20 protein-coding genes are annotated in these 19,915 nt (G+C 33.5%); 10 read left to right on the plus strand and 10 right to left on the minus strand.

Going from position 1 to position 19,915, the window contains the following annotated elements:
• Positions 1-60 precede the first annotated feature (60 nt).
• Positions 61-837 carry an ABC transporter ATP-binding protein gene (locus ACFSC2_RS03820; RefSeq protein ID WP_379816289.1) on the plus strand — a complete coding sequence of 259 codons (777 nt, stop codon included), beginning with the start codon at positions 61-63 and terminating at the stop codon, positions 835-837.
• 130 nt (positions 838-967) lie between these two features.
• On the opposite strand, the gene ACFSC2_RS03825 is transcribed toward ACFSC2_RS03820, so the two are convergent.
• The 4 genes from ACFSC2_RS03825 to ACFSC2_RS03840 form a co-directional block, all read right to left on the minus strand.
• Entirely contained in the window at positions 968-1,453 is a 486-nt protein-coding gene (locus ACFSC2_RS03825) for a hypothetical protein (protein WP_379816290.1), read from the minus strand.
• Between the two features lies 1 nt (position 1,454).
• Positions 1,455-1,910, minus strand: coding sequence for a tRNA (cytidine(34)-2'-O)-methyltransferase (locus ACFSC2_RS03830; protein WP_379816291.1), 456 nt, complete (start codon positions 1,908-1,910; stop codon positions 1,455-1,457).
• Between the two features lie 88 nt (positions 1,911-1,998).
• A complete protein-coding gene (locus ACFSC2_RS03835; RefSeq protein WP_379816292.1) occupies positions 1,999-2,571 on the minus strand; it encodes a pseudouridine synthase in 573 nt (190 codons plus the stop codon).
• Between the two features lie 59 nt (positions 2,572-2,630).
• Positions 2,631-2,834: a hypothetical protein gene (locus tag ACFSC2_RS03840; RefSeq protein WP_379816293.1), complete on the minus strand. Its 204-nt coding sequence runs from the start codon at positions 2,832-2,834 to the stop codon at positions 2,631-2,633.
• 250 nt (positions 2,835-3,084) lie between these two features.
• Here ACFSC2_RS03840 and ACFSC2_RS03845 point away from each other — a divergent pair, with 250 nt between their 5' ends.
• The 3 genes from ACFSC2_RS03845 to ACFSC2_RS03855 all read left to right on the plus strand — a co-directional run bounded on the left by ACFSC2_RS03845 (position 3,085) and on the right by ACFSC2_RS03855 (position 8,081).
• Positions 3,085-3,456 (plus strand): hypothetical protein, encoded by a 372-nt coding sequence (locus ACFSC2_RS03845; RefSeq protein WP_379816294.1) that lies wholly within the window; start codon positions 3,085-3,087, stop codon positions 3,454-3,456.
• A gap of 159 nt (positions 3,457-3,615) precedes the next feature.
• Complete coding sequence (locus ACFSC2_RS03850) at positions 3,616-4,368, plus strand: SDR family NAD(P)-dependent oxidoreductase (RefSeq protein ID WP_379816295.1); 753 nt, start codon at positions 3,616-3,618, stop codon at positions 4,366-4,368.
• Between the two features lie 302 nt (positions 4,369-4,670).
• Positions 4,671-8,081 carry a choice-of-anchor J domain-containing protein gene (locus tag ACFSC2_RS03855; RefSeq protein ID WP_379816297.1) on the plus strand — a complete coding sequence of 1,137 codons (3,411 nt, stop codon included), beginning with the start codon at positions 4,671-4,673 and terminating at the stop codon, positions 8,079-8,081.
• A gap of 62 nt (positions 8,082-8,143) precedes the next feature.
• Here the strand turns inward: ACFSC2_RS03855 and ACFSC2_RS03860 are convergent, their stop codons facing one another.
• The 5 genes from ACFSC2_RS03860 to ACFSC2_RS03880 are packed head-to-tail and all read right to left on the minus strand — an operon-like array spanning position 8,144 to position 12,681.
• The gene (locus ACFSC2_RS03860; protein ID WP_379816298.1) at positions 8,144-8,662 is read right to left on the minus strand and encodes a MepB family protein; all 519 of its coding nucleotides are present in this window, start codon (positions 8,660-8,662) and stop codon (positions 8,144-8,146) included.
• A 42-nt stretch (positions 8,663-8,704) separates the two neighbouring features.
• Complete coding sequence (locus ACFSC2_RS03865; protein WP_379816299.1) at positions 8,705-10,807, minus strand: hypothetical protein; 2,103 nt, start codon at positions 10,805-10,807, stop codon at positions 8,705-8,707.
• Complete coding sequence (locus tag ACFSC2_RS03870; RefSeq protein WP_379816300.1) at positions 10,804-11,355, minus strand: RNA polymerase sigma factor; 552 nt, start codon at positions 11,353-11,355, stop codon at positions 10,804-10,806. Before ACFSC2_RS03870 ends, ACFSC2_RS03865 begins: the two co-directional genes overlap by 4 nt.
• A gap of 51 nt (positions 11,356-11,406) precedes the next feature.
• Positions 11,407-11,805 (minus strand): hypothetical protein, encoded by a 399-nt coding sequence (locus ACFSC2_RS03875; protein WP_379816301.1) that lies wholly within the window; start codon positions 11,803-11,805, stop codon positions 11,407-11,409.
• A gap of 6 nt (positions 11,806-11,811) precedes the next feature.
• Positions 11,812-12,681 carry a protease complex subunit PrcB family protein gene (locus tag ACFSC2_RS03880; protein ID WP_379816302.1) on the minus strand — a complete coding sequence of 290 codons (870 nt, stop codon included), beginning with the start codon at positions 12,679-12,681 and terminating at the stop codon, positions 11,812-11,814.
• A gap of 179 nt (positions 12,682-12,860) precedes the next feature.
• On the opposite strand from ACFSC2_RS03880, the gene ACFSC2_RS03885 reads away from it, so the two are divergent.
• The 4 genes from ACFSC2_RS03885 to ACFSC2_RS03900 all read left to right on the plus strand — a co-directional run bounded on the left by ACFSC2_RS03885 (position 12,861) and on the right by ACFSC2_RS03900 (position 16,485).
• Positions 12,861-14,234: a DNA recombination protein RmuC gene (locus tag ACFSC2_RS03885; protein ID WP_379816303.1), complete on the plus strand. Its 1,374-nt coding sequence runs from the start codon at positions 12,861-12,863 to the stop codon at positions 14,232-14,234.
• A 116-nt stretch (positions 14,235-14,350) separates the two neighbouring features.
• Entirely contained in the window at positions 14,351-14,899 is a 549-nt protein-coding gene (locus ACFSC2_RS03890; RefSeq protein WP_379816305.1) for an acyl-CoA thioesterase, read from the plus strand.
• Between the two features lie 78 nt (positions 14,900-14,977).
• Positions 14,978-15,373, plus strand: a complete 396-nt coding sequence (locus tag ACFSC2_RS03895) for a VOC family protein (protein ID WP_379816306.1) — start codon at positions 14,978-14,980, stop codon at positions 15,371-15,373.
• A gap of 545 nt (positions 15,374-15,918) precedes the next feature.
• A complete protein-coding gene (locus ACFSC2_RS03900) occupies positions 15,919-16,485 on the plus strand; it encodes a YceI family protein (RefSeq protein ID WP_379816307.1) in 567 nt (188 codons plus the stop codon).
• 304 nt (positions 16,486-16,789) lie between these two features.
• On the opposite strand, the gene ACFSC2_RS03905 is transcribed toward ACFSC2_RS03900, so the two are convergent.
• Positions 16,790-17,701 carry a TIGR01777 family oxidoreductase gene (locus ACFSC2_RS03905; protein WP_379816308.1) on the minus strand — a complete coding sequence of 304 codons (912 nt, stop codon included), beginning with the start codon at positions 17,699-17,701 and terminating at the stop codon, positions 16,790-16,792.
• A gap of 95 nt (positions 17,702-17,796) precedes the next feature.
• On the opposite strand from ACFSC2_RS03905, the gene ACFSC2_RS03910 reads away from it, so the two are divergent.
• A complete protein-coding gene (locus ACFSC2_RS03910) occupies positions 17,797-18,459 on the plus strand; it encodes a TetR family transcriptional regulator C-terminal domain-containing protein (protein WP_379816309.1) in 663 nt (220 codons plus the stop codon).
• Positions 18,456-19,760 carry an ABC1 kinase family protein gene (locus ACFSC2_RS03915; RefSeq protein ID WP_379816310.1) on the plus strand — a complete coding sequence of 435 codons (1,305 nt, stop codon included), beginning with the start codon at positions 18,456-18,458 and terminating at the stop codon, positions 19,758-19,760. The genes ACFSC2_RS03910 and ACFSC2_RS03915 overlap by 4 nt, the downstream gene beginning before the upstream one ends.
• The last annotated feature ends 155 nt before the right edge of the window (positions 19,761-19,915 follow it).

The raw sequence follows: 19,915 nt of genomic DNA on the forward strand, positions 1-19,915 counted from the left end.
CGGATTTATACATCAAAAAAACTTAGAACCTTAGCGTCTTAGTGACTTAGTAGCTTAAAAATGAACTCAATTCTAAAAACTTCAAACCTAAACATCGGTTACAAATCCAAAAAAGAAACGGTAACCATTGCCGAGAATCTAAACCTAAATTTAGATTCGGGAAAACTTATTACCCTGATTGGAGCAAACGGAATAGGGAAATCAACTTTATTGCGAACCATTACCGGGATTCAACCCTCTTTGGCTGGAAATGTGTTTTTGAATGGAAAAGAAATTAATGCTTACAGTCCGTTAGATTTGGCGCAGAATTTAAGTGTGGTTTTAACGGAGAAATTACCGCCGAGCAATCTTTCTGTTTTTGAATTAGTCGCGTTAGGACGCCAGCCGTATACCAATTGGGTCGATTCGCTTTCGCAAAATGATATAGAAAAAGTGCAAGAAGCTATGTCGCTGACCCAAATTGAACATTTAGCCAGAAAAAAACACTTCGAAATTAGTGACGGACAATTACAAAAAGTTTTGATTGCAAGAGCTTTGGCACAAGATACGGCATTGATAATTCTGGACGAACCCACAACACACTTGGATTTGCTTCATAAAGTTTCCTTATTCAAATTATTAAAAAAATTAACGCACGAAACCCAGAAAAGCATTTTGTTTTCGACTCATGATATTGATTTAGCCATTCAGTTAAGTGACGAAATGATTATCATGACACCCGAATTTGTAATTCAGGATCAGCCGTGCAATTTAATTTCAAAAGGGAGTTTTGATACTTTATTTAAAGATGAAAACATCATTTTTGATGCTGAAAAAGGAAAGTTTATTGTGACTTAATTTTTGAAGACTTTCACTCGTTTATTAGGAGCTTTATCCCGCTCTCCGCTGTATCTTTTATTTTTTAAAGAAAAAAATAAAAGGATGTCGCTACGATCGGGGCTAGGGCATTCGGTTTCAAAAGAAAAAACTAAATTTTTGCAGCTCTTTCATTTTCAAATCGACCTCTATGTATAGTAAGTGCGTGTTTTAATTCTCGAGTACCAACACCAAATTCTCTGATATCAAATTTCATAACCTGCCCTGAATCTTTTATATAATAGATAAGGTAATCTATATAACCTTGGTCATTATTAATGTATTCATTAACAATTCTTTCATTTTCAATATTATCCCAAGGCTCCAGCATTTGACCTCTATACTGAATTCCTATAGAATTAATTAGAAATTGAATTTCATTCATTCTCTTTATAGATTTTATTAAATACGGAATTTGAAATAAAAAAATGCTGCCTGCTATGAGTAATGATAAGTAATCATTTTCAATTAAATAGTAAATTAAAGTTCCAGCTAATAATAACAGAATCAATATTCTAATAAGAATAATTGTTCGACTATAATAAATTTTAGTTTCTTTAGAATAGCTGAGATTATTTAAATCAACAATTGGTCTCATATTATTTCTTCAAACCAATTTGTCTTTTAGCTTCTCCAACTACAAAAGCAACCGAATTGGCAATATTAAAACTGCGGATTAATTTTGACATCGGAATCGTTAAATGATTATCAAACAAAGCCAAAACTTCTTTGCTCAAACCCACACTTTCTTTGCCAAAAACCAGCCAATCACCATCTTGAAAATCGGTTTCCAAATATGATTTTTCAGCGTGTGAACTCATCAAAAAAACACGAGATTTATCTGGAATCTGCTGCATCCATTCTTCCACATTTTGATATTCGGTAACATCAAGATGAACCCAATAATCAAGCCCAGAACGTTTTAGGTTTTTATCATTAATCACAAATCCAAAAGGATGAATTAAGTGCAGGCGGCTTTCGGTACCCACGCACAAACGTCCGATATTGCCGGTATTATTTGGAATTTCTGGTTCTACAAGAACTATGTTTAGCATTTTATTTTTTTTAAAGGTCCTAAGATTCAAAGTGACTAAGGTTCTAAGGTTAAGAATTATCTAATTGTCGCATTCACAAATTATCTAATTAATTATCTAATTCAAAATCAATCACTTCGCGTACTTCTCCCGCTTTTAAGCTTTGCAAATATACATTTCCTACACGAACACGAACCAATCTTAATGTCGGAAAACCAACAGCAGCAGTCATTTTTCGCACCTGACGAAATTTTCCTTCTCTCACCGTAATCGAAGCCCAGGAAGTAGGACCATGACGTTCGTCTCTAATTTTTTTGGCTCTTGGTCCAAAATCAGGAATATCAGTTACAATAGATGCTTTACACTTTTTCGTTTTGTATTTACCGCCGTCCAAACCAATTTCAACACCATTTTGAAGTTTTTCTATGGCTTCAGGCGTAATTACACCATCAACTTGTACATAATATTCTTTATCTACTTTTTTGCTTCTAACGAGTTCGCTCATGTTTCCGTCAGTTGTTAAAAGTAATAAACCTTCAGAATCTTCGTCTAAACGTCCAATCGCCATTGTTCCTTCGGGAAAATCATGTAATTCGCCCAAAAGCTTTTTCTTTCGCTTCAGCTCATAAACAAACTGACTTAAATAGCCGTAGGGTTTAAAAAGAATAAAATGTCTGTGCATGCCGTATTATTAGACTGCAAAGATAGTTTTGTTTAAAGAGATTGAAAGTAAAATCGATGCTAATTCGGCTGTTTCATTTTTTTGAGCCATTGATATACGAACCACACGACAGTAAATCCGAATACAACAAATAATACATTGTAATATGCTGCAAAGAAATCGTGAAAATAACTTCCGATAAAAAGATAAGCCGAAGCCATGCAGAGTTTGATTAAGATAAATTCGGCATTTGACCAGCTGGTTTTGATTTTGAAGAAATTCATATCGTTTGTTTTTTGAGTTTCTAAAAAGATTTTGAAGCAAGAATTGTGTTTTTGGAAGGAACATTAAAAGTACAAAAAGACAGCTGTAAAATGATACAAAAAGAGATTGATTTTCATTTGATTACATTCTTTTACTCTTCATTACTCAAAAGAAAATTCAAAGAAAAAATGACCTAAAGCAATGTTAAATGACTTAGTTTTCGTTCTTAAAATTCGTAATATTATAATAGTAACACAAAAGGATAATGTCATGGAAAATAATAATTTAGGAACAAAAAAGATAAACGGAACGCAGAAAAATATAGACGAGAAAGGTAAAAACGTTTCTCACGATAAAGATTTGAAAGATCCAAATTTAAAAAGAGAAATGGTCACCGATGCTGACGGAGATAAAAAAATAGTAGAAAGAGCCAGAAACGAAAACGAAGATATTCCGAATAAGATTCCGAAAGTCTCAAAAGATAATCCGAACTCCAATCGAGGAGTTGCTACCGATGAAGAAGCGAAGAAAACGGTAGAAAATAAAGACCGAAACTCTGATATAACGCCAAATCGATATCCTAATTCTAATCCTGATAATCACAAAGAAAGAGGAAATATGAAATTGGATGAAGATGAATAAATATATTAATACGAAATTTTTAATGAAAAAATATCATTTTAATATCAAATAACATAACATTAGCGCTTAGCGTTAATCTTATTGTAAACTCTTGTAAAATCAAGGCTTTCGGCAAACATCTTTGTAAATTAGAGGTATCAATTTTAAAACATTTATAAAATGGCACTTTTAGAAAATAAAGTAGCTTTTGTATCTGGAGCCGGTTCAGGAATCGGACGCGCAGTTGCAGAAGCCTACGCTCGAGAAGGAGCAAAAGTAGTATTGTCAGATATTAACGTAGAACACGGTGAAGAAACGGTAAAAATTATAAAGGAAAAGGGCGGAGAAGCTTTTTTCGTAAAAGGAGATTCTTCGAGTGCCGCAGATAATAAGCACATGGTTGAAGTGACAGTTTCAAAATACGGCCGTTTGGATATTGCGTGTAACAACGCCGGAATGGGCGGACCAGCAAAACCAACAGGAGAATACGAACCAGAAGCTTGGGACAAAGTGATTGCGCTAAACTTAAGCGGTGTTTTTTACGCCTGCCGTTATCAATTGGAACAAATGGAAAAAAATGGTGGCGGGAGCATTGTAAATATTGCTTCAATTCACGGGCAGGTTGCTGCGCCAAATAGTGTCGCTTACACAGCAAGTAAACACGGAGTTGTTGGTCTGACCAAAAATATTGCAGTAGAATATGCTCAGAAAAACATTCGTTGTAATGCGGTCGGTCCTGGTTATATTGAAACCGCCTTATTAAAAGATAATTTGAACAAAGATATGATGAATGCTGTTGCGGCCAAATCGGCGATGAACCGTTTAGGAACCGCAGAAGAAATTGCCGAATTAGTAGTTTTCTTAAACTCTGATAAATCTTCTTTCACCACGGGAAGTTATATTATTGCCGATGGAGGTTATACGGCAGTATAATACTCAAAAAATATATTTTTTTAGAAAGCAGTAAACTTTTTGTTTACTGCTTTTTTGTTTTAAAATAAGCTAGTGTTTGTAGGAAACACGGAGCTTTTAGGACGTTTTGTGAATTAGAGTTTTGTTGAAGTATGTGCTAAAATGTGGGTTTTTTGTTGTTTTTAATTTAGGATATTAAAAGTATTATTGTGTTTTGTTAAATTATATTTATAATTTTATAAACATTAAATTTATGGTTATATAATATTCCCTTAACTTTAAAGGCGATAAATTTGATTTCTAAAAACTCTATTTTTTAACGTATGAAAAAACTCTACTTTTCGCGCCAAATTCTGGCTTTATTATGTTTTTTTGGATGCTTTGCGGGAACACTCTCAGCCCAGACAATGCCGACTGCTCAAGTACTTCCTTATAAACAGGATTTTACAGGCTTAGGAACAGCTTTTCCTGTAGGAATTCAAGGTTGGTCTGCAAGTACACCTTCAAGTTTACCTACACCTTCAAGTTTTACAACTTCAGGGACTATAGCAGGAAATAAAGGGTTAACTGCGGGTTCTGCTAGCTCTACTTCTGGAGATGTTTACAATTTTAATGACAAAATAGGACTTTTGAATGCGGGAAGCTTCCTTGATCAAGCAATAGGACTTGCATTAGAAACTACTAATTTCTACGGAATTCAAGTACAATATGATGTGATGGTAATTCGTAATCCAACAGGAGTCGGAAGTCCAGCAACAACTAGAATTAATGAGTTCGTATTACAATACAGAGTCGGAACAACAGGAGTATTTACAACTTTGCCAACTACTGTTTATGTCAATAATTCAACTCAGAAAATAGGGGCAGGAGATACTTCACCTCAAAATCTTCAAGTTATAAAAGTAACATTGCCTTCGGATTGTGATAATCAGCCGATAGTTCAGATTAGATGGATCGCAAGGCAATTGTCAGGGACAGGCTCTCGTCCTTCTTTTGCAATTGACAATATTGATGTAAATAGCGATCACACAGCACCGGTAAACGAAACTGGATTTCCAAAATCTGCCAATATATCTTCAACACATTTTGATTTTTCGAATAAGTTGAATGAAGAAGGAAAAACCTATTACGTTTTACTTGCAGGCGGAAGCACAGAACCAACTCCTGCTCAAGTAAAATTGGGTCTTGATGCTAACGGAATCGCTGCTTTACAAGCTGGTTCTTTAGATATTGCTGATGCGGCGCAAGCTTACACTAAAAACTTTGCAGGCTTAACAGCTTCTACGGCTTATTCTGTTTTTTCTGTTTCGGAAGATGAGTATGGAAATCTACAAACAGCGGTAAATAAATTAGATGTTACAACAACAGCAACTCCATTGCCTGTAATAACAGCGTCTGTAGGTGCGGTAGATTTAGGTTTAGTGGAGATAAATACAGAATCGACATCTAAAAGTTATCAAATTCAAGCAACAGATCTTTTAAGTGATTTAACGGTTAGTGTTACGCCAAATTTTTCAATCTCGAAAGATAATGTAACGTTTGGTTCAACGCTTACATTTGTTGCGGCGGACTTTGCTTCAAATGCTTCACAAACGGTTTATGTAAAGTTTAATCCAAATTTGGCTTCTGTTTATACTGGTCAAATCACGCATGAATCTACTTCTGTCATTAAAAATATATCATTACAAGGAAGAGGAATTAATCCGTATGTTCAAAATTTTGATGATCCAAATGTATTAAGTAATAGTGGCTGGACACAATATGATATAGCAGGAACCGCTAACAAATGGGCATACACTACAACAGCAAGAAATGTAAATTCTGGAACTGGAGCGGTTCTTATGAACGGTTATTCAGACAGCGGAGCAAGTAAAGACTGGTTGATTTCACCAAAATTACGTTTGGATACTTTTGATAAATTACCATTATTATCTTTTTATTCTCGTAAGTACTTTCAGGGACCAGCTTTAAAATTAATGGTTTCTACAAACTATGATGGAGTAAGCAGTCCTGAAACAGCTACATGGACAGAAATTGACGGCAGTTTTCCAACTACAACAGATTCGTACGTTCAATCTCAATATATTGATTTAACAACTTATAAAACAAGTAATACTTATTTGGCTTGGGTTTATGAAACTGCAATGGGAGGCGGTACAGGAAATGCTGCAGAATGGTCTTTTGATGATTATGCCATTACAAATGAATCTGGTTATGTAGCTTCAAACCCAGTTTTAGATTTTGGAACTATAGACCAAAATACTATTTCTGCTTCACAATCTTTTGCTTTCAGAGCCAAAGGATATGGAGATGTAACAATTACTGCACCTGCAGGTTATCAGATATCTTTAGATAATAGTACATTCCAAAACAGTGTTGCTTTGACAGAAGCAGATGCTTTTGCTGGAAAAACATTATATGCGAGATTTGCACCGACTGCAAAAGAATTTAAAATTGCGGGTCCATTGACAGTTACAGGAACTTCATTAAACAAACAAATAGGTTCTTTAACTGGATCTTCACTTCCAAAAGCAGAAACTTTTGATGTGGTAACTTATAATTTAGAATTTTTTGGCGCTCCAACCGCTGCTTACGGACCAGCTAATAAAACATTACAGCTGGATAACGTAGCAACAGTGATGAACAAACTAGATGCCGACGTGTATGTAGTTCAGGAAGTTTCAAGTGATGCTCAGATTGATAATTTGATTCAAAAACTAAATGTAAACGGGAAAACATTTGATAAAGCCATTTCAACATCATGGTCATATTCTTGGGATCCGACTTCAGATCCAACTTTCCCGCCTCAAAAATTAGTTGTGATTTATAATACTCAAACTACGACGGTTAAAAAGACACGCGTTATGTTTAAAGATCTTTATGATGAATTACGTGCCGGAACAAAAACTTTGGCTAATTATCCTGGAGGTTCTAGCAGCAGTTTCTTTTCTTCTGGACGTCTGCCATATATGGTGACTCTGGAAACGAATCTTAATGGCGTTAAAAACGAAATTAATTTTATAGATCTTCACGCTCGTGCTAACAGCGGAACGGATATCGCACGTTACAATATGCGTAAATACGATACGCAGGTACTAAAAGACAGTTTAGATGCACATTATCCAAAAGCTAATTTGATACTTTTAGGAGATTACAATGACGATGTAAAAGCTTCAGTTATTCCAGGACAGCCATCTTCTTATGAAGCTTTTGTAACAGATACCAATAATTATAAAGCTTTGACATTAGAAATCAGCCAAGCGGGTGCATTCAGCTTTTTAAGTTCAGGCGGATTTTTAGATCATATCACCATTTCTAATGAATTAGTTGATCAATATATTCAAGGTTCTACGGCAGTTTATGATCCTCGTAACGATATAACAAGTTATACGACTACGACTTCTGATCACGGACCTGTAATTGCTCGTTTTCAGTTGAAACAAGATGTATTGTCAACGCCGGATTTTGCTAAAAACAAATATTATGTAAAAGCTTACCCAAATCCAGTGACTGATGTGGTGAGTTTTGATGTAAAAACTACAGCAGACAGAAATCTGAAAATTAGACTGTACGACATTAACGGACGCACGATTGGAAATCCGATTAGTGTAAAAAATGAAGATGAAATAAGTACTACTGTTGTTTCTGTGAGTAATTTACAGGCAGGATTTTATTTCTATACCGTTTCAGAAAATAATAAGGTAATATTTAAAGATAAATTGGTTAAAAAATAATTGTTTTTAAATTTTACTAAAAAGGCAGTCCGTTTAAGACTGCCTTTTTTTATGCTGAAAAATTATTTTTCGGATAGTAATTCTTGAAGTTGATTCAGATTAAAATTGTTTTTATCTAACGAGAAAAAATAATCAAGCTGCCATTTTTGCGTTTTTTGCGCTTGTTTACTCGAAGTTTCGTCCCAAGGAGGGTAAACACGTGTGGCTCTAATTCCTTCTTTAGTTATGGTCGAAAAAATGCCTTTTGCTGCTAAAGCCTTTTTAGGAAAAATAAACATTCCCCAGTTTTCATCTTTTCGAACACTTATCATCACAAAATTGATTGGATCAGAATCGTCAAAAGGTGCAATGATTCCCTTTTGATTTCTCTTCCATAAAGTAACAAACTGACCCGTTTTCGTAGGCGTAATTTTGGCTTCTCTGTAACAGATTTTTTTGTTTTGAATCTCAAAACGATAAGCGTTGTATCCTTCGCTTTCATTTTCTTTTGTTAAAAGCGAAAGTTCTAGAAGATTATGATTTGAAAATAATTCCTGAATCTGCAGCAAATTAAATGGAATAGAATGGGTTTTAAAAGTCATTTATTTAAAAAAATATTTTTGAAATTTACATCAAAATATCTTTTAAAACGACACATTCAAACCAAAATTTAATCCCCACTGAAATTGATTGAAAGATTGACTGTTCAGCGGATTAATATAATAATTCATAGCTGGCTCTACAAAAACATTGGTTTTTTTGTACACACGATATTGCAGTGTACTGCTTAATGTTGAACCATACACATAATCGTTTGCATTAATATTTTGTCCAAGAGATTGTCCGTCAAGAGTTACAGTGTTCGAAATCAGTTTTCCGACAAAACCTCCTGTATTTAAATTGATGCTCGCTTTATTTCTGTTAAAAATAGAATATGAAACCTCTAATGGCATTTCGATGTAACGTAAACTTTGATCCAAATTACCATTTTTTACATTTTCACTTGCCGCTGCCTGCTGGCTGTTAGAAGGCACAAACAAGAAATCTGAATTTCCAGTTAATTTATCAGCCGAAGCAACTTGCGAATTGTAATAATCACTTGTTGTAAAAAATGCCGTATTTCTCGCGTTCATATACGAAACATTGGCTACACTTTGTCCGAGTTCATTGATTTTAAGCCCAGAACCAACAGCCCATTTCTTATTGATTTTATAAGAAGTTTTTACACCGTAAGTACTGGTTTGCTTAGAATCGTTTACATTGCCCAGCGTTTTGTCGTTTTTATAATTTTCAGAATTGGCAACTCCTGCGTACAAGGCAACTGCCCATTTTTCTTTTTTAGATACTTTTTTATCCTCTTTTTCGTCTTCCTTATCTTTTGTAATTTCAGGAGTCAAAATTCCTTTTTCTAAGTTTTGAAGCACTGCTAACTGCGCAGAATCCTGTTTAGTTAAGGCGTCACCAAACTTCGATGTGTTTTTAGAATTCTCAGTTTGATTCAATGCAATTGCTTTTTCAGAAACAACATTTCCATTTTTAGAATCTGTTTTATTCAGACCTGTAGCCGTTTTATTCCTAGCATTTAATTCAGGACTTAATGCGATATTCGGAATATTTGCATTGTTGTTAGTACCAAAATTAAAAGTGCCGTTTTTATTAGTTGTATTGTTGAGGTTCATATTTCCATTAAAACCATTGCTTTGAGAAGATTTTTTAGTATTCGATGCTACTTTTTGCTCTTCAAAAGCATTTGTAAACGGATCCTTAACTGATGCGTTAAATCCTTTAGTTTTTCCAAAAACAACATTTTCAGCAGGAATTCCCGTTACTGTTTTTTTGTTCTTAGCGATCAATGTATTTGATTCGGCTACTGCATGATTTTTAGCCGTAATATTTACATCTTTACCAACTTTAACTGAATTGGTATTGTTGTTTTTTTGAATTTTACCATTAGAATTCAAATGTTCAGCACCTTTTTTGTTTTTAGAATCTGTATCAGAATAAACATAACTCGACTGCTGATTAAATCCGTTTGAAGAATTGTTTAACTGCTCTTTTGCAATTACAGATTCTTCTTTATTCAAATTAGATTTAGTCTGATTTTTTTGAATTTTAGCATTAGAATTTAAATGCTCAGCACCTTTTTTGTTTTTAGAATCCGAATCAGAATAAACATAACTCGACTGCTGATTAAAGCCGTTTGAAGAATTGCTCAACTGCTCTTTTGCAATAACAGATTCTTCTTTATTCAAATTAGATTTGGTTTGATTTTTTTGAATTTTAGCATTAGAATTCAAATGTTCAACACCTTTTTTGTTTTTAGAATCTGAATCAGAATAAACATAACTTGACTGCTGATTGAAATTGTCTGAAGGATTATTTAACTGTTCTTTTGCGATAACAGATTCGTTTTCGTTTGAATTAGATTTAACTTGCTGATTGTTTTCGTTTTTCTTTGCAGGCGTTGTTTTATTTGAATTTGGAGTTGTTTTATTGTCTAATACTATTTTTTCTGTACCGTTAGTATTTAGGTCAAAGTTTTTGTTTTCGAGAGCTATAAAGTATAAAATAGAAGGAAGCAGTAAACCTAATAATAAGCATGCCGCAGCCGACCACCAAAGAATAGCTCTCTTTTTCTTTTTTGGTTTGTCTAATTTCTCTTCAATCTGTGCCCATAATTCTGGAGGCGGAACACTCGAGAAGTCTTCCATTGAAGAGAAAATATTTTCTATTTTTTGCTTTTTCATGCTGTCTTAAAATTTTTTATGCTCAAAATTCGCTTTTGCAAAATGTGCTTGGCGCGATTTAAATTTGATTTTGATGTCCCTTCTGATATTTTGAGAAGTTCGGCAATTTCTTTGTGTTTTAGTTTTTCAAAAACATAGAGGTTAAAAACCGTCCGGTATTGATCGGGTAAGTCTCGAATATATTCCAGCAGTTTTTCCTGCTCTATCGGAACCACTTCGAGTTCTTCCTCCTCAATAAAATCAGTATCAGGATCAAAAACATCCAAAAAGAAACTTTCTTTTTTCTTTTTATTTAAGGTTTCGATGAGTTTATTGATAAAAATTCGTTTCAGCCAGCCTTCAAAACTTCCTTCAAATTTGTATTGACTTATTTTTTGAAAAGCGATTACAAATGCTTCTTGAAAAACGTCTTTTGCATCGTCTTCGTTTTTCATATATTTCAAACAAATACCATATAAAACAGGAGAGAACAACTGATAAATTTTCAGTTGTCCCTCTCTGTCATTTTTCATGCACAGTTTGATATATTTTTCTAAATCGTCTTTCAAGAAAAGGTTTAAATTTGGTGTTGCAAAAATAGTTTTAAATAGCTTACAAAACTATCTTTTAAAAATAGTGCGAACACCATCTTCGTTGTTAGTTATAATGGTTAGGTTTTGATTATCAAGTTTTTCTATGGCATATGTCTTGCCTTCAAACGTGATAAGGTCGTGTTCGGTCTTGTCAAAATGAGCAATCCCTTTTTCTATTTGATAAGTATTATTTCTAATTTCTACATCATTTTTATAAGTAATAATTCTACCTTCAGATGTAAAAACAATTTTCTTAGTAAAACCAATTGTTTTTGGTGTCGAAATATACGGATTAGCATTTCCTCCAACCGATTTTTCCCAAGTCCAAGTATTGATAATTGATCCTCCAGCAACTTTTTTAGAGTCTAGAGAATAACTAGTCGTAAAAAGACAAATTGCAATAAAAAAGAAAAGATATTTTTTCATAATATATTAGTTTGTAGCAGCGATTTTTTCTCTAACAGCTTTTTTGAAAGCAATAACCGCCGCACTTTGGTCTGCAGTATCATTGTTATCAATATAGACTTTAGTAACAGAAGCGCCTTGAGTCAATTCAAAATAAACACCGCCTTCAGCTGCAGTATTTGGCGAACCATAGATTTTAGTTTGTCCTTTTAGGTTTAAAATTTCTGTTGGAATAACTTTAGAAAACGTAGTATATTCAGTTCTTTTAGTTGTAGTTGTATAGCTGTATTGCTCAAAATTATATTGATTGAAAACCACGTTTTGGAACTTCAAAATATTAAAATCATTAAGCTGAATAAATTTCTGAGTACCGCCTGATACACTTGTAAAGTTTCCAATTACAATATGATCTGGACTTTCATTTGTTTTATTGAAAACAATAGATTTGTTAGTTTTTGGAATTAAAATGTAATCTGCTGGATACGTTGGATTCTGAGTCAGCGTTTCTCCCGCCACTGGATTTTTTTCGTAGAAATTAATGATCATTTCACATTGATTTTCTACAATCGAAGTAATTTTAATATCGTAACCGCTTGTTGGTTTTGCACCAGCAAAAATAGCAACCAAGTAGTTTTTAGAAAAATCAATATTAGGATCGCTTGGAACAGAACAGCTATTGACGTGTTTCGTAAAATACTGATCCATTTTTTCTGTAGACGATGCAATCAAGGCAACAGGGTTGTTGTAAAGCGTTTTTACAGTGTAGTTACATCCTAATGCAAATTTAGAAAAAGCAACTTCTGTATTGGCGCCACAATCAGTATAAGTATCTTCATTATTAAGAGAACAGGCGCTGAATCCGAAAGCTATAAATAAGCTAAGCAATAATTTTTTCATGATGGTATTAAAATAGGTTTATATCATGTAGATGAAACTTTTAAAAAAAGGTTGCGTCCAGCATTAAAAAAAAATAAAATGTTGATTTAATTTGAATTGAATATGAATTCGTGAAATTTTTATTTTTAAAATTTTCTACTACGTATTATTGCGTACTTTTACGTAAAATAAACTTAGATATGTTAGATTATTTACCGTTTTTACTGGGTTTTGCAGTGGCGCTTGTGATTGGGATTTATGTTGGAAAATTACTTTCTGGATCAAAATCGCAGTCTGATAAAGCAATTTTAGAAGAGCGAATAAATGCTGTAAACAGTCAGCTGCAAATGCAAAAAGAACAGTTTGAGAGCGAAAAAAATAATTTTCAGAAAGTAATACAGCTAACGAATTCTGAAAAAGAAAACATCAGAACAGAAAAAGACAGTCTTGCGATTCAGCTTTCTAAAAAAGAAGTTGATTTTGAAAATTTGTGGGAACGTCATAAAGAACAGAAAAGTGAGATCAACGAGCTTCAGGAAAAGTTTACCAAAGAATTTGAAAATTTAGCCAATAAAATTCTCGAAGAAAAATCGGCTAAGTTTACTGAACAAAACAGCGAAAACATGAAAAATATTCTGTTGCCGCTTCAGGATAAAATTCATGGTTTTGAACAAAAAGTGGAGCAGACTCATAAAGAAAGTATTGATTATCATGCCGCGCTTCGCCAGCAGATTTTGGGTTTAAGCGAAATGAATGCCCAAATGAGTAAAGAAACCCTGAATCTAACCAAAGCACTAAAAGGAGACAGTAAAATGCAGGGAAATTGGGGCGAATTGGTTTTGGAGCGTGTTTTAGAAAAATCAGGTTTAGAAAAAGGGCGCGAATATGAAGTACAGCAAAGTTTTATGAATAATGAAGGAAACCGTGTTTTTCCAGACGTAGTTATAAATCTTCCCGACGGTAAAAAAATGATTGTCGATTCTAAAGTTTCACTCGCAGCGTACGAAAAATGGATTAATGAAGAATCAGAACTCTTAAAAACTGAATTTTTAAGAGAGCATGTTATCTCAATAAAAAGACACGTAGAGCAATTAGGAAATAAAAATTATCATGATTTATATCAAATAGAAAGTCCTGATTTTGTACTGCTTTTTATTCCGATGGAACCCGCATTTGCCATCGCTTTAAACGAAGATCCAACATTATACACAAAAGCTTTTGACCGCAATATTGTAATTGTAACGCCAAGTACACTTTTGGCAACGCTAAGAACAATTGACAGTATGTGGACCAACCAGAAACAGCAGGAAAATGCTTTTGAAATTGCAAGACAAGCCGGAGCTTTGTACGATAAATTTGAAGGTTTTGTATCTGATTTAGTTCGAATTGGAAATAAAATTAAAGATACAAAAACAGAATACGAAAGCGCTATGAATAAACTCGTTGAAGGAAAAGGAAACTTGGTGACGAGCGTAGAAAGATTAAAGAAAATGGGAGCAAAGGCCAAGAAATCGCTTCCGGAAAATATCATTGCCAGAGCTTCTAACGAAGAAGAAAACGAATTACTGAATTAAAAAAATAAAATATTAAACCTATAAGTCTGTAAGTCGTATGAGTTCATTTAATTCAAAAACTTATATTTCTAATGACTTGTATGGTTGAAATTAAATACCAAAAAACAAACAAAAACATGACTACAGATTTTAAACCCGTTTCTTCCTCAAAAATTAGCATATCAGAATTAATGCTTCCGTCGCATACCAACTTTAGCGGCAAAATTCATGGAGGTTATATTTTACAATTATTAGATCAAATTGCCTTTGCTTCGGCATCCAAATTCAGCGGTAATTATTGTGTAACTGCTTCTGTAGATACAGTTAATTTTTTAAAACCTATCGAAGTCGGCGAATTGGTAACCATGAAAGCTTCTGTAAATTATGTGGGAAGAAGTTCGATGATTGTCGGAATTCGTGTGGAAGCAGAAAATATTCAGACTGGGGCAATCAAACATTGTAATTCGTCTTATTTTACAATGGTTGCCAAAGACAAAGAAGGCAAAAGCGTACAGGTTCCCGGATTAATTTTATCGAATTTACAAGAAGTACGCCGTTTTAGAAAAGCCGTAAAACATATAGAAGTTCGAAAAGAAGTTGAAGAACACGAAAAACTAACCAACATTAACTCGATCGAAGATTTGGCTAGTTTAGAGAAATATAATGTCTTGCTGGAAATTAGCTAAAAGCTAGCAGTTGAAATTTTAAAAGGAAATTACAGATAAATTTCTACCTTTAAGATATAAACTTTAAAAATTTAGAAAATGATAAAATTCGGATATACTATATTATACGTTGAAAATGTAGAAGAATCTATTGCGTTTTACGAGAATGCTTTCGGATTCTCGAGAAAATTTGTGTCGCCAGATAATGATTACGGAGAATTAATTACAGGAGAAACTACTTTATCTTTTGCATCAAAAAAATTAGCAGCTCAAAATCTTAAAGAAGGATTTATAGAAAGCAGTTTAGAAGACAAACCTTTTGCCATAGAAATTGGTTTTATAACAGATAATGTTCCAGAAATGCTACAAAAAGCGACCACTTTTGGAGCCGTTATAGTTTCTGAACCGGTAGAAAAACCTTGGGGACAAATTGTAGCGTACGCAAGAGACTTAAATGGTTTTTTAATAGAGATTTGTACAGAAGTGCAAGGATAATTTGTTTTTCATTTCGGTGTTACTAAGATATAATTTATAAATCTATATGATATCAATTGCCTCCAGCTTTAGCTGGGGATAATAAATTAAAAAAACTACAATGGCTTTAGCCAAACTGCTATAGTTTGGCTAAAGCCATTTGTATAATTATTAAGACCCCAGCTAAAGCTGGAGGCAATTGATATTTGTGACATAGATAAAACATTGTAGTTTTTTGAATTTATTATCGCGTTACGCGTTATCGCGGATTTGTAATCCGTGCCCGCAACGTAACCATAAAGTTTTAAACACTACGGGCTAGAATTTGTAATCCTAGCCAGCAGTGTGTTTTTAACTAATTTTAGGTCCAAAATATTTCACAAATTTTTAGGATAAAGCCACAACCATTGTGGTAAAAAAATCGTAACTTTAAGTATGAAGTTCAACGAACTGATATTCACGGAGTACTGCCGTTTGATTTTTTTTATTCACCTGAAATCTTAATTTTTTCGTTTCTCTTAAATGGAAAAAAATCGAATGACATAATTGTTTAAATGCAGACGATTATGAAAACAACTACATTATTAATTTTATTTTTTACCGCCTTTTCAGTCTTAGCGCAAGACAAATTTTTTACCACTGCCGGCACCGTAAATTTTGAAGCTTCTGTTCCTTTTTTTGAAGAAATAAAAGCGGTAAACAGACAAGTTGTTATTTTTTTAGAGCCTAAAACCAGTAGTTTTATCTGCACGGTTATAATCAAAGATTTTCAATTTAAATTGGATATGATGCAGCAGCATTTTAATGAAAATTATATGGAGAGCGATCGTTATCCGAAAGCAGTTTTTAAAGGGAAAATTCAGAAGTTTGATTTGAAAGATATTAATGAAATCGAAAAACAATACCAGATAAAGGGCAGACTAAGTTTAAAAGGAAAATCAAGAGAAGTAATAGTAAGTGCTTTTATCAAAAAAGTAGCAGACGGAATTCAAATAATATCCGACTTCCCCATAGCAGTTTCTGATTTTGATATTAAAATTCCAAACCCAATTGCGGGTAAAATTGCTAAAACGGCGAATACAGAATTAACTGGAATAGTTCGTACGCAAGAAATGCTGTTGACTTTAAAATAAGACGCAGATTAAACAGATTTGCTTTTGCAAAGACGCGGATTTACACTGATTTTGTTTTAGATCAAAAGCGAATTAATATTTTTAATATGAATTGCCTCCAGCTTTAGCTGGATGTTTTAAAATTTTTAATAAATGGCTTTAGCCAAACTATCGTAGTTTTGGCTAAAGCCATTATCGTTTTTTGCAATTAAGCATCCAGCTAAAGCTGGAGGCAATTCATATAAAAATGGAATAAATATAAATCTGTGTAAATCCGCGTCTTTGCAAAAGCAAATCCGTTTTATCAGCGTCCTAAAAGCACCATTTATTTGATACAATTAATCAATGTTTTTTCTAAATCTGTAAATTGAAATTCAAAGCCTGTTTGCTGTATTTTTTCAGAAGAAACACGTTGTCCTTCTAAGATCGCTTTGCTCATTTCTCCCAGCAAAAGGCGAAGGAAAAATGGCGGAATTTTTGGAAGCCAAATCGTATAACCGAATAAGTTTGCCAGCGTTTTAGAAAATCTAGAATTTGTAGTATTGTCGGTCACGCAGGCATTGTATGGTCCTTCGAGTTTTTCGTCAGTAATTGCTTTTAGATAAATTCTGCACAAATCATCGATGTAAATCCAAGGAAGATATTGTTTTCCGGAACCCATAACGGCTCCAAAACCTGATTTGAAAGTAGGAATCATCTTTTTCATAAAACCTTCATCTTTTCCCATCACAATTCCCGTTCTGACTTTAACAGTTCGAATCTGCAGCGCGCCAATTGCATCCACTGCATTTTCCCATTTTTGGCAGGTAATTCCCAGAAAGTCATCTGCAGGAGGCATATTTTCGGTACAGATTTTATGATTGGTTTTAGCGCCGTAAATTCCAATACCCGACGCCGAAATAAAAGCGTCGAACGTTTTGTTGTGTTTTACTAAAACAGAATGAATTAATTCGATAGGCTGAACGCGACTGTCAATAATAGCTTTTTTACGCCTTTTAGTCCATCGTTTTTCTACAATGCCTTCACCTGCCAAATGAATAATAAAATCGGCTTTTAAAACCGCCTCTTCATCAATGAAATTTTGTTTTAAATTCCATTGATAATAGGTGATCTGTGAATTGCTTTTTTTGGCAGAACGACTTAAAACAGAAACAGTATATCCATTATCCAAAAGCAGCTCAACTAAATGACTGCCAATGAATCCCGTTCCTCCTGTTAATAAGACATTTTTCGGCATAGTTTATAATTTATTTAACAGCGTGTTTTGTTTAGGGATAAGTAAAGGTACTTAAACATTGCTTACCTTTATGGCAAATTCTAAATTTAATCGAAATGACAGCTAAAAATGAGAGTATCAGTAAAGAAGATATTGTTTCTAAATACATGGAAGAAGTTTTAGAGAAGGGTCAAAAGCCAAAATCGGTTTATCATTTCGCCAAAGAAAATGATTTTGATGAAGCCGAATTTTATGCTTTTTTTGGAACATTAGAAGGTTTGGAGAAAGAAATTTTCAGAATGTTTTTTACCAATACAGTCGATCTTCTTCATAAAAACGAAGAATATCAGCAGTACGATATGAAAAATAAAATGCTGAGTTTTTATTTTACTTTTTTCGAAGTACTAACTGCCAACAGAAGTTATGTTGTTGAGGTTTTAAAAATCGATAGAAATCCGCTTAAAAATCTAGCGCAGCTTTCATTACTTCGTGAAAGTTTTAAAGAATACGTTTCAGAAATCCTTACCGACGATTATAGAATAGAAGTAGAGAAACTTCAAAAATTTCAAGAAAAAACAATTCAGGAATCGGCTTGGATACAATTAATGCTTACGATTAAATTTTGGAAAGAAGACGATTCGGCCGCTTTTGAAAAAACAGATATTTTTATCGAAAAATCGGTTAATGCTTCTTTTGAATTAATGAATGTCGCTCCAATGAATCATTTAATTGATTTGGGAAAATTTTTGTTTAAAGAAAAAGTATACAGCAGACAATGAAAACGATAGATTATATTCCAACCTCAAAAATAGAAAGAGCCGGAAAACTAGTTCAAACCGGCGCAAAAATTGGTGTTAACTACATTAAGCATTATGCTGAGAAAGTGGTTAATCCAGATTTAACCCGAGATAAACTAAACGAAAATAACGCAGAAGATATTTACGACGGTTTAAAAAGCTTAAAAGGAAGCGCGTTGAAAGTAGCGCAAATGCTGAGTATGGACAAGAATTTCCTGCCTCAAGCATATGTCGAGAAATTCTCGCTTTCGCAGTTTTCTGTACCGCCGCTTTCTGCTCCGTTAGTTTTAAAAACGTTTAAAACCAATTTCGGAAAAACGCCTTACGAAATCTTTGACGAATTCAATCCTAATTCTGTAAATGCAGCTAGTATCGGTCAGGTGCATTTGGCGGTAAAAGATGGAAAGAAACTCGCGGTAAAAATTCAGTATCCTGGAGTTGCCAATAGTATTTCTTCAGATTTAGCTTTGGTAAAACCGATTGCAATTCGAATGTTTAATCTTCAGGGAAAAGATTCGGATAAATATTTTAAAGAAGTTGAAGATAAATTAATCGAAGAAACTAATTATCTGCTTGAGCTGAAACAAAGTCAGGAAGTGGTAGATGCGTGTAGTAAAATTGAATCCATCAAATTTCCAAATTACTATCCAGAGTTTTCATCAGAGAAAATTATTACAATGGATTGGATGAGCGGGATTCATCTTTCTGAGTTCACAGCAATTAACGAAGATAGAGCGGTTGGAGATAAGTTAGGTCAGGCACTTTGGGATTTTTACATGTATCAGATTCATGTTCTAAAGAAAGTGCACGCCGATCCTCATCCGGGCAACTTTTTGGTAGATGAAAATAATAATTTGATTGCACTTGATTTTGGCTGTATGAAACAGATTCCAGAAGATTTCTATACACCGTATTTTGAGTTAATCAATAAAAATGTGATTACAGACGAGAAACTTTTTAATGATAAATTATTCGAATTAGAAATTCTTCGTCCAGACGATACTCCTTCAGAAATTGAATACTTTACAGCGATGTTTCATGATTTGTTATCGCTTTTCACAAAACCGTTTCAAAATGATACTTTCGATTTTGCAGACGAAACTTTCTTTAATGCAATTGCCGAATTAGGTAAACGTTTTTCAGAAGATACCAGCCTGCGAAAAATGAACGGAAATCGCGGTTCTAAACATTTTATTTACATGAACCGTACTTTCTTTGGTCTGTATAATTTAATGTTTGATTTGAAGGCGAAAATAATAGTTGATAATTATTTGAAATATTAGAAGATTTAAATTTTAAATTCCAATTTTTAAAATCCAAATTCCAAATTTACAAATTGGAATTTGGATTTTTTTATTAAAATTTTTCATGAAAATGTTAGACGCACTGCTACGATTGTCTTTGCAGAAAATCTTTATGAATCTGTTAAGTAAGTTTG

It is taken from the genome of Flavobacterium artemisiae, assembly GCF_042678225.1.
Taxonomy (GTDB): Bacteria; Bacteroidota; Bacteroidia; order Flavobacteriales; family Flavobacteriaceae; genus Flavobacterium; species Flavobacterium artemisiae.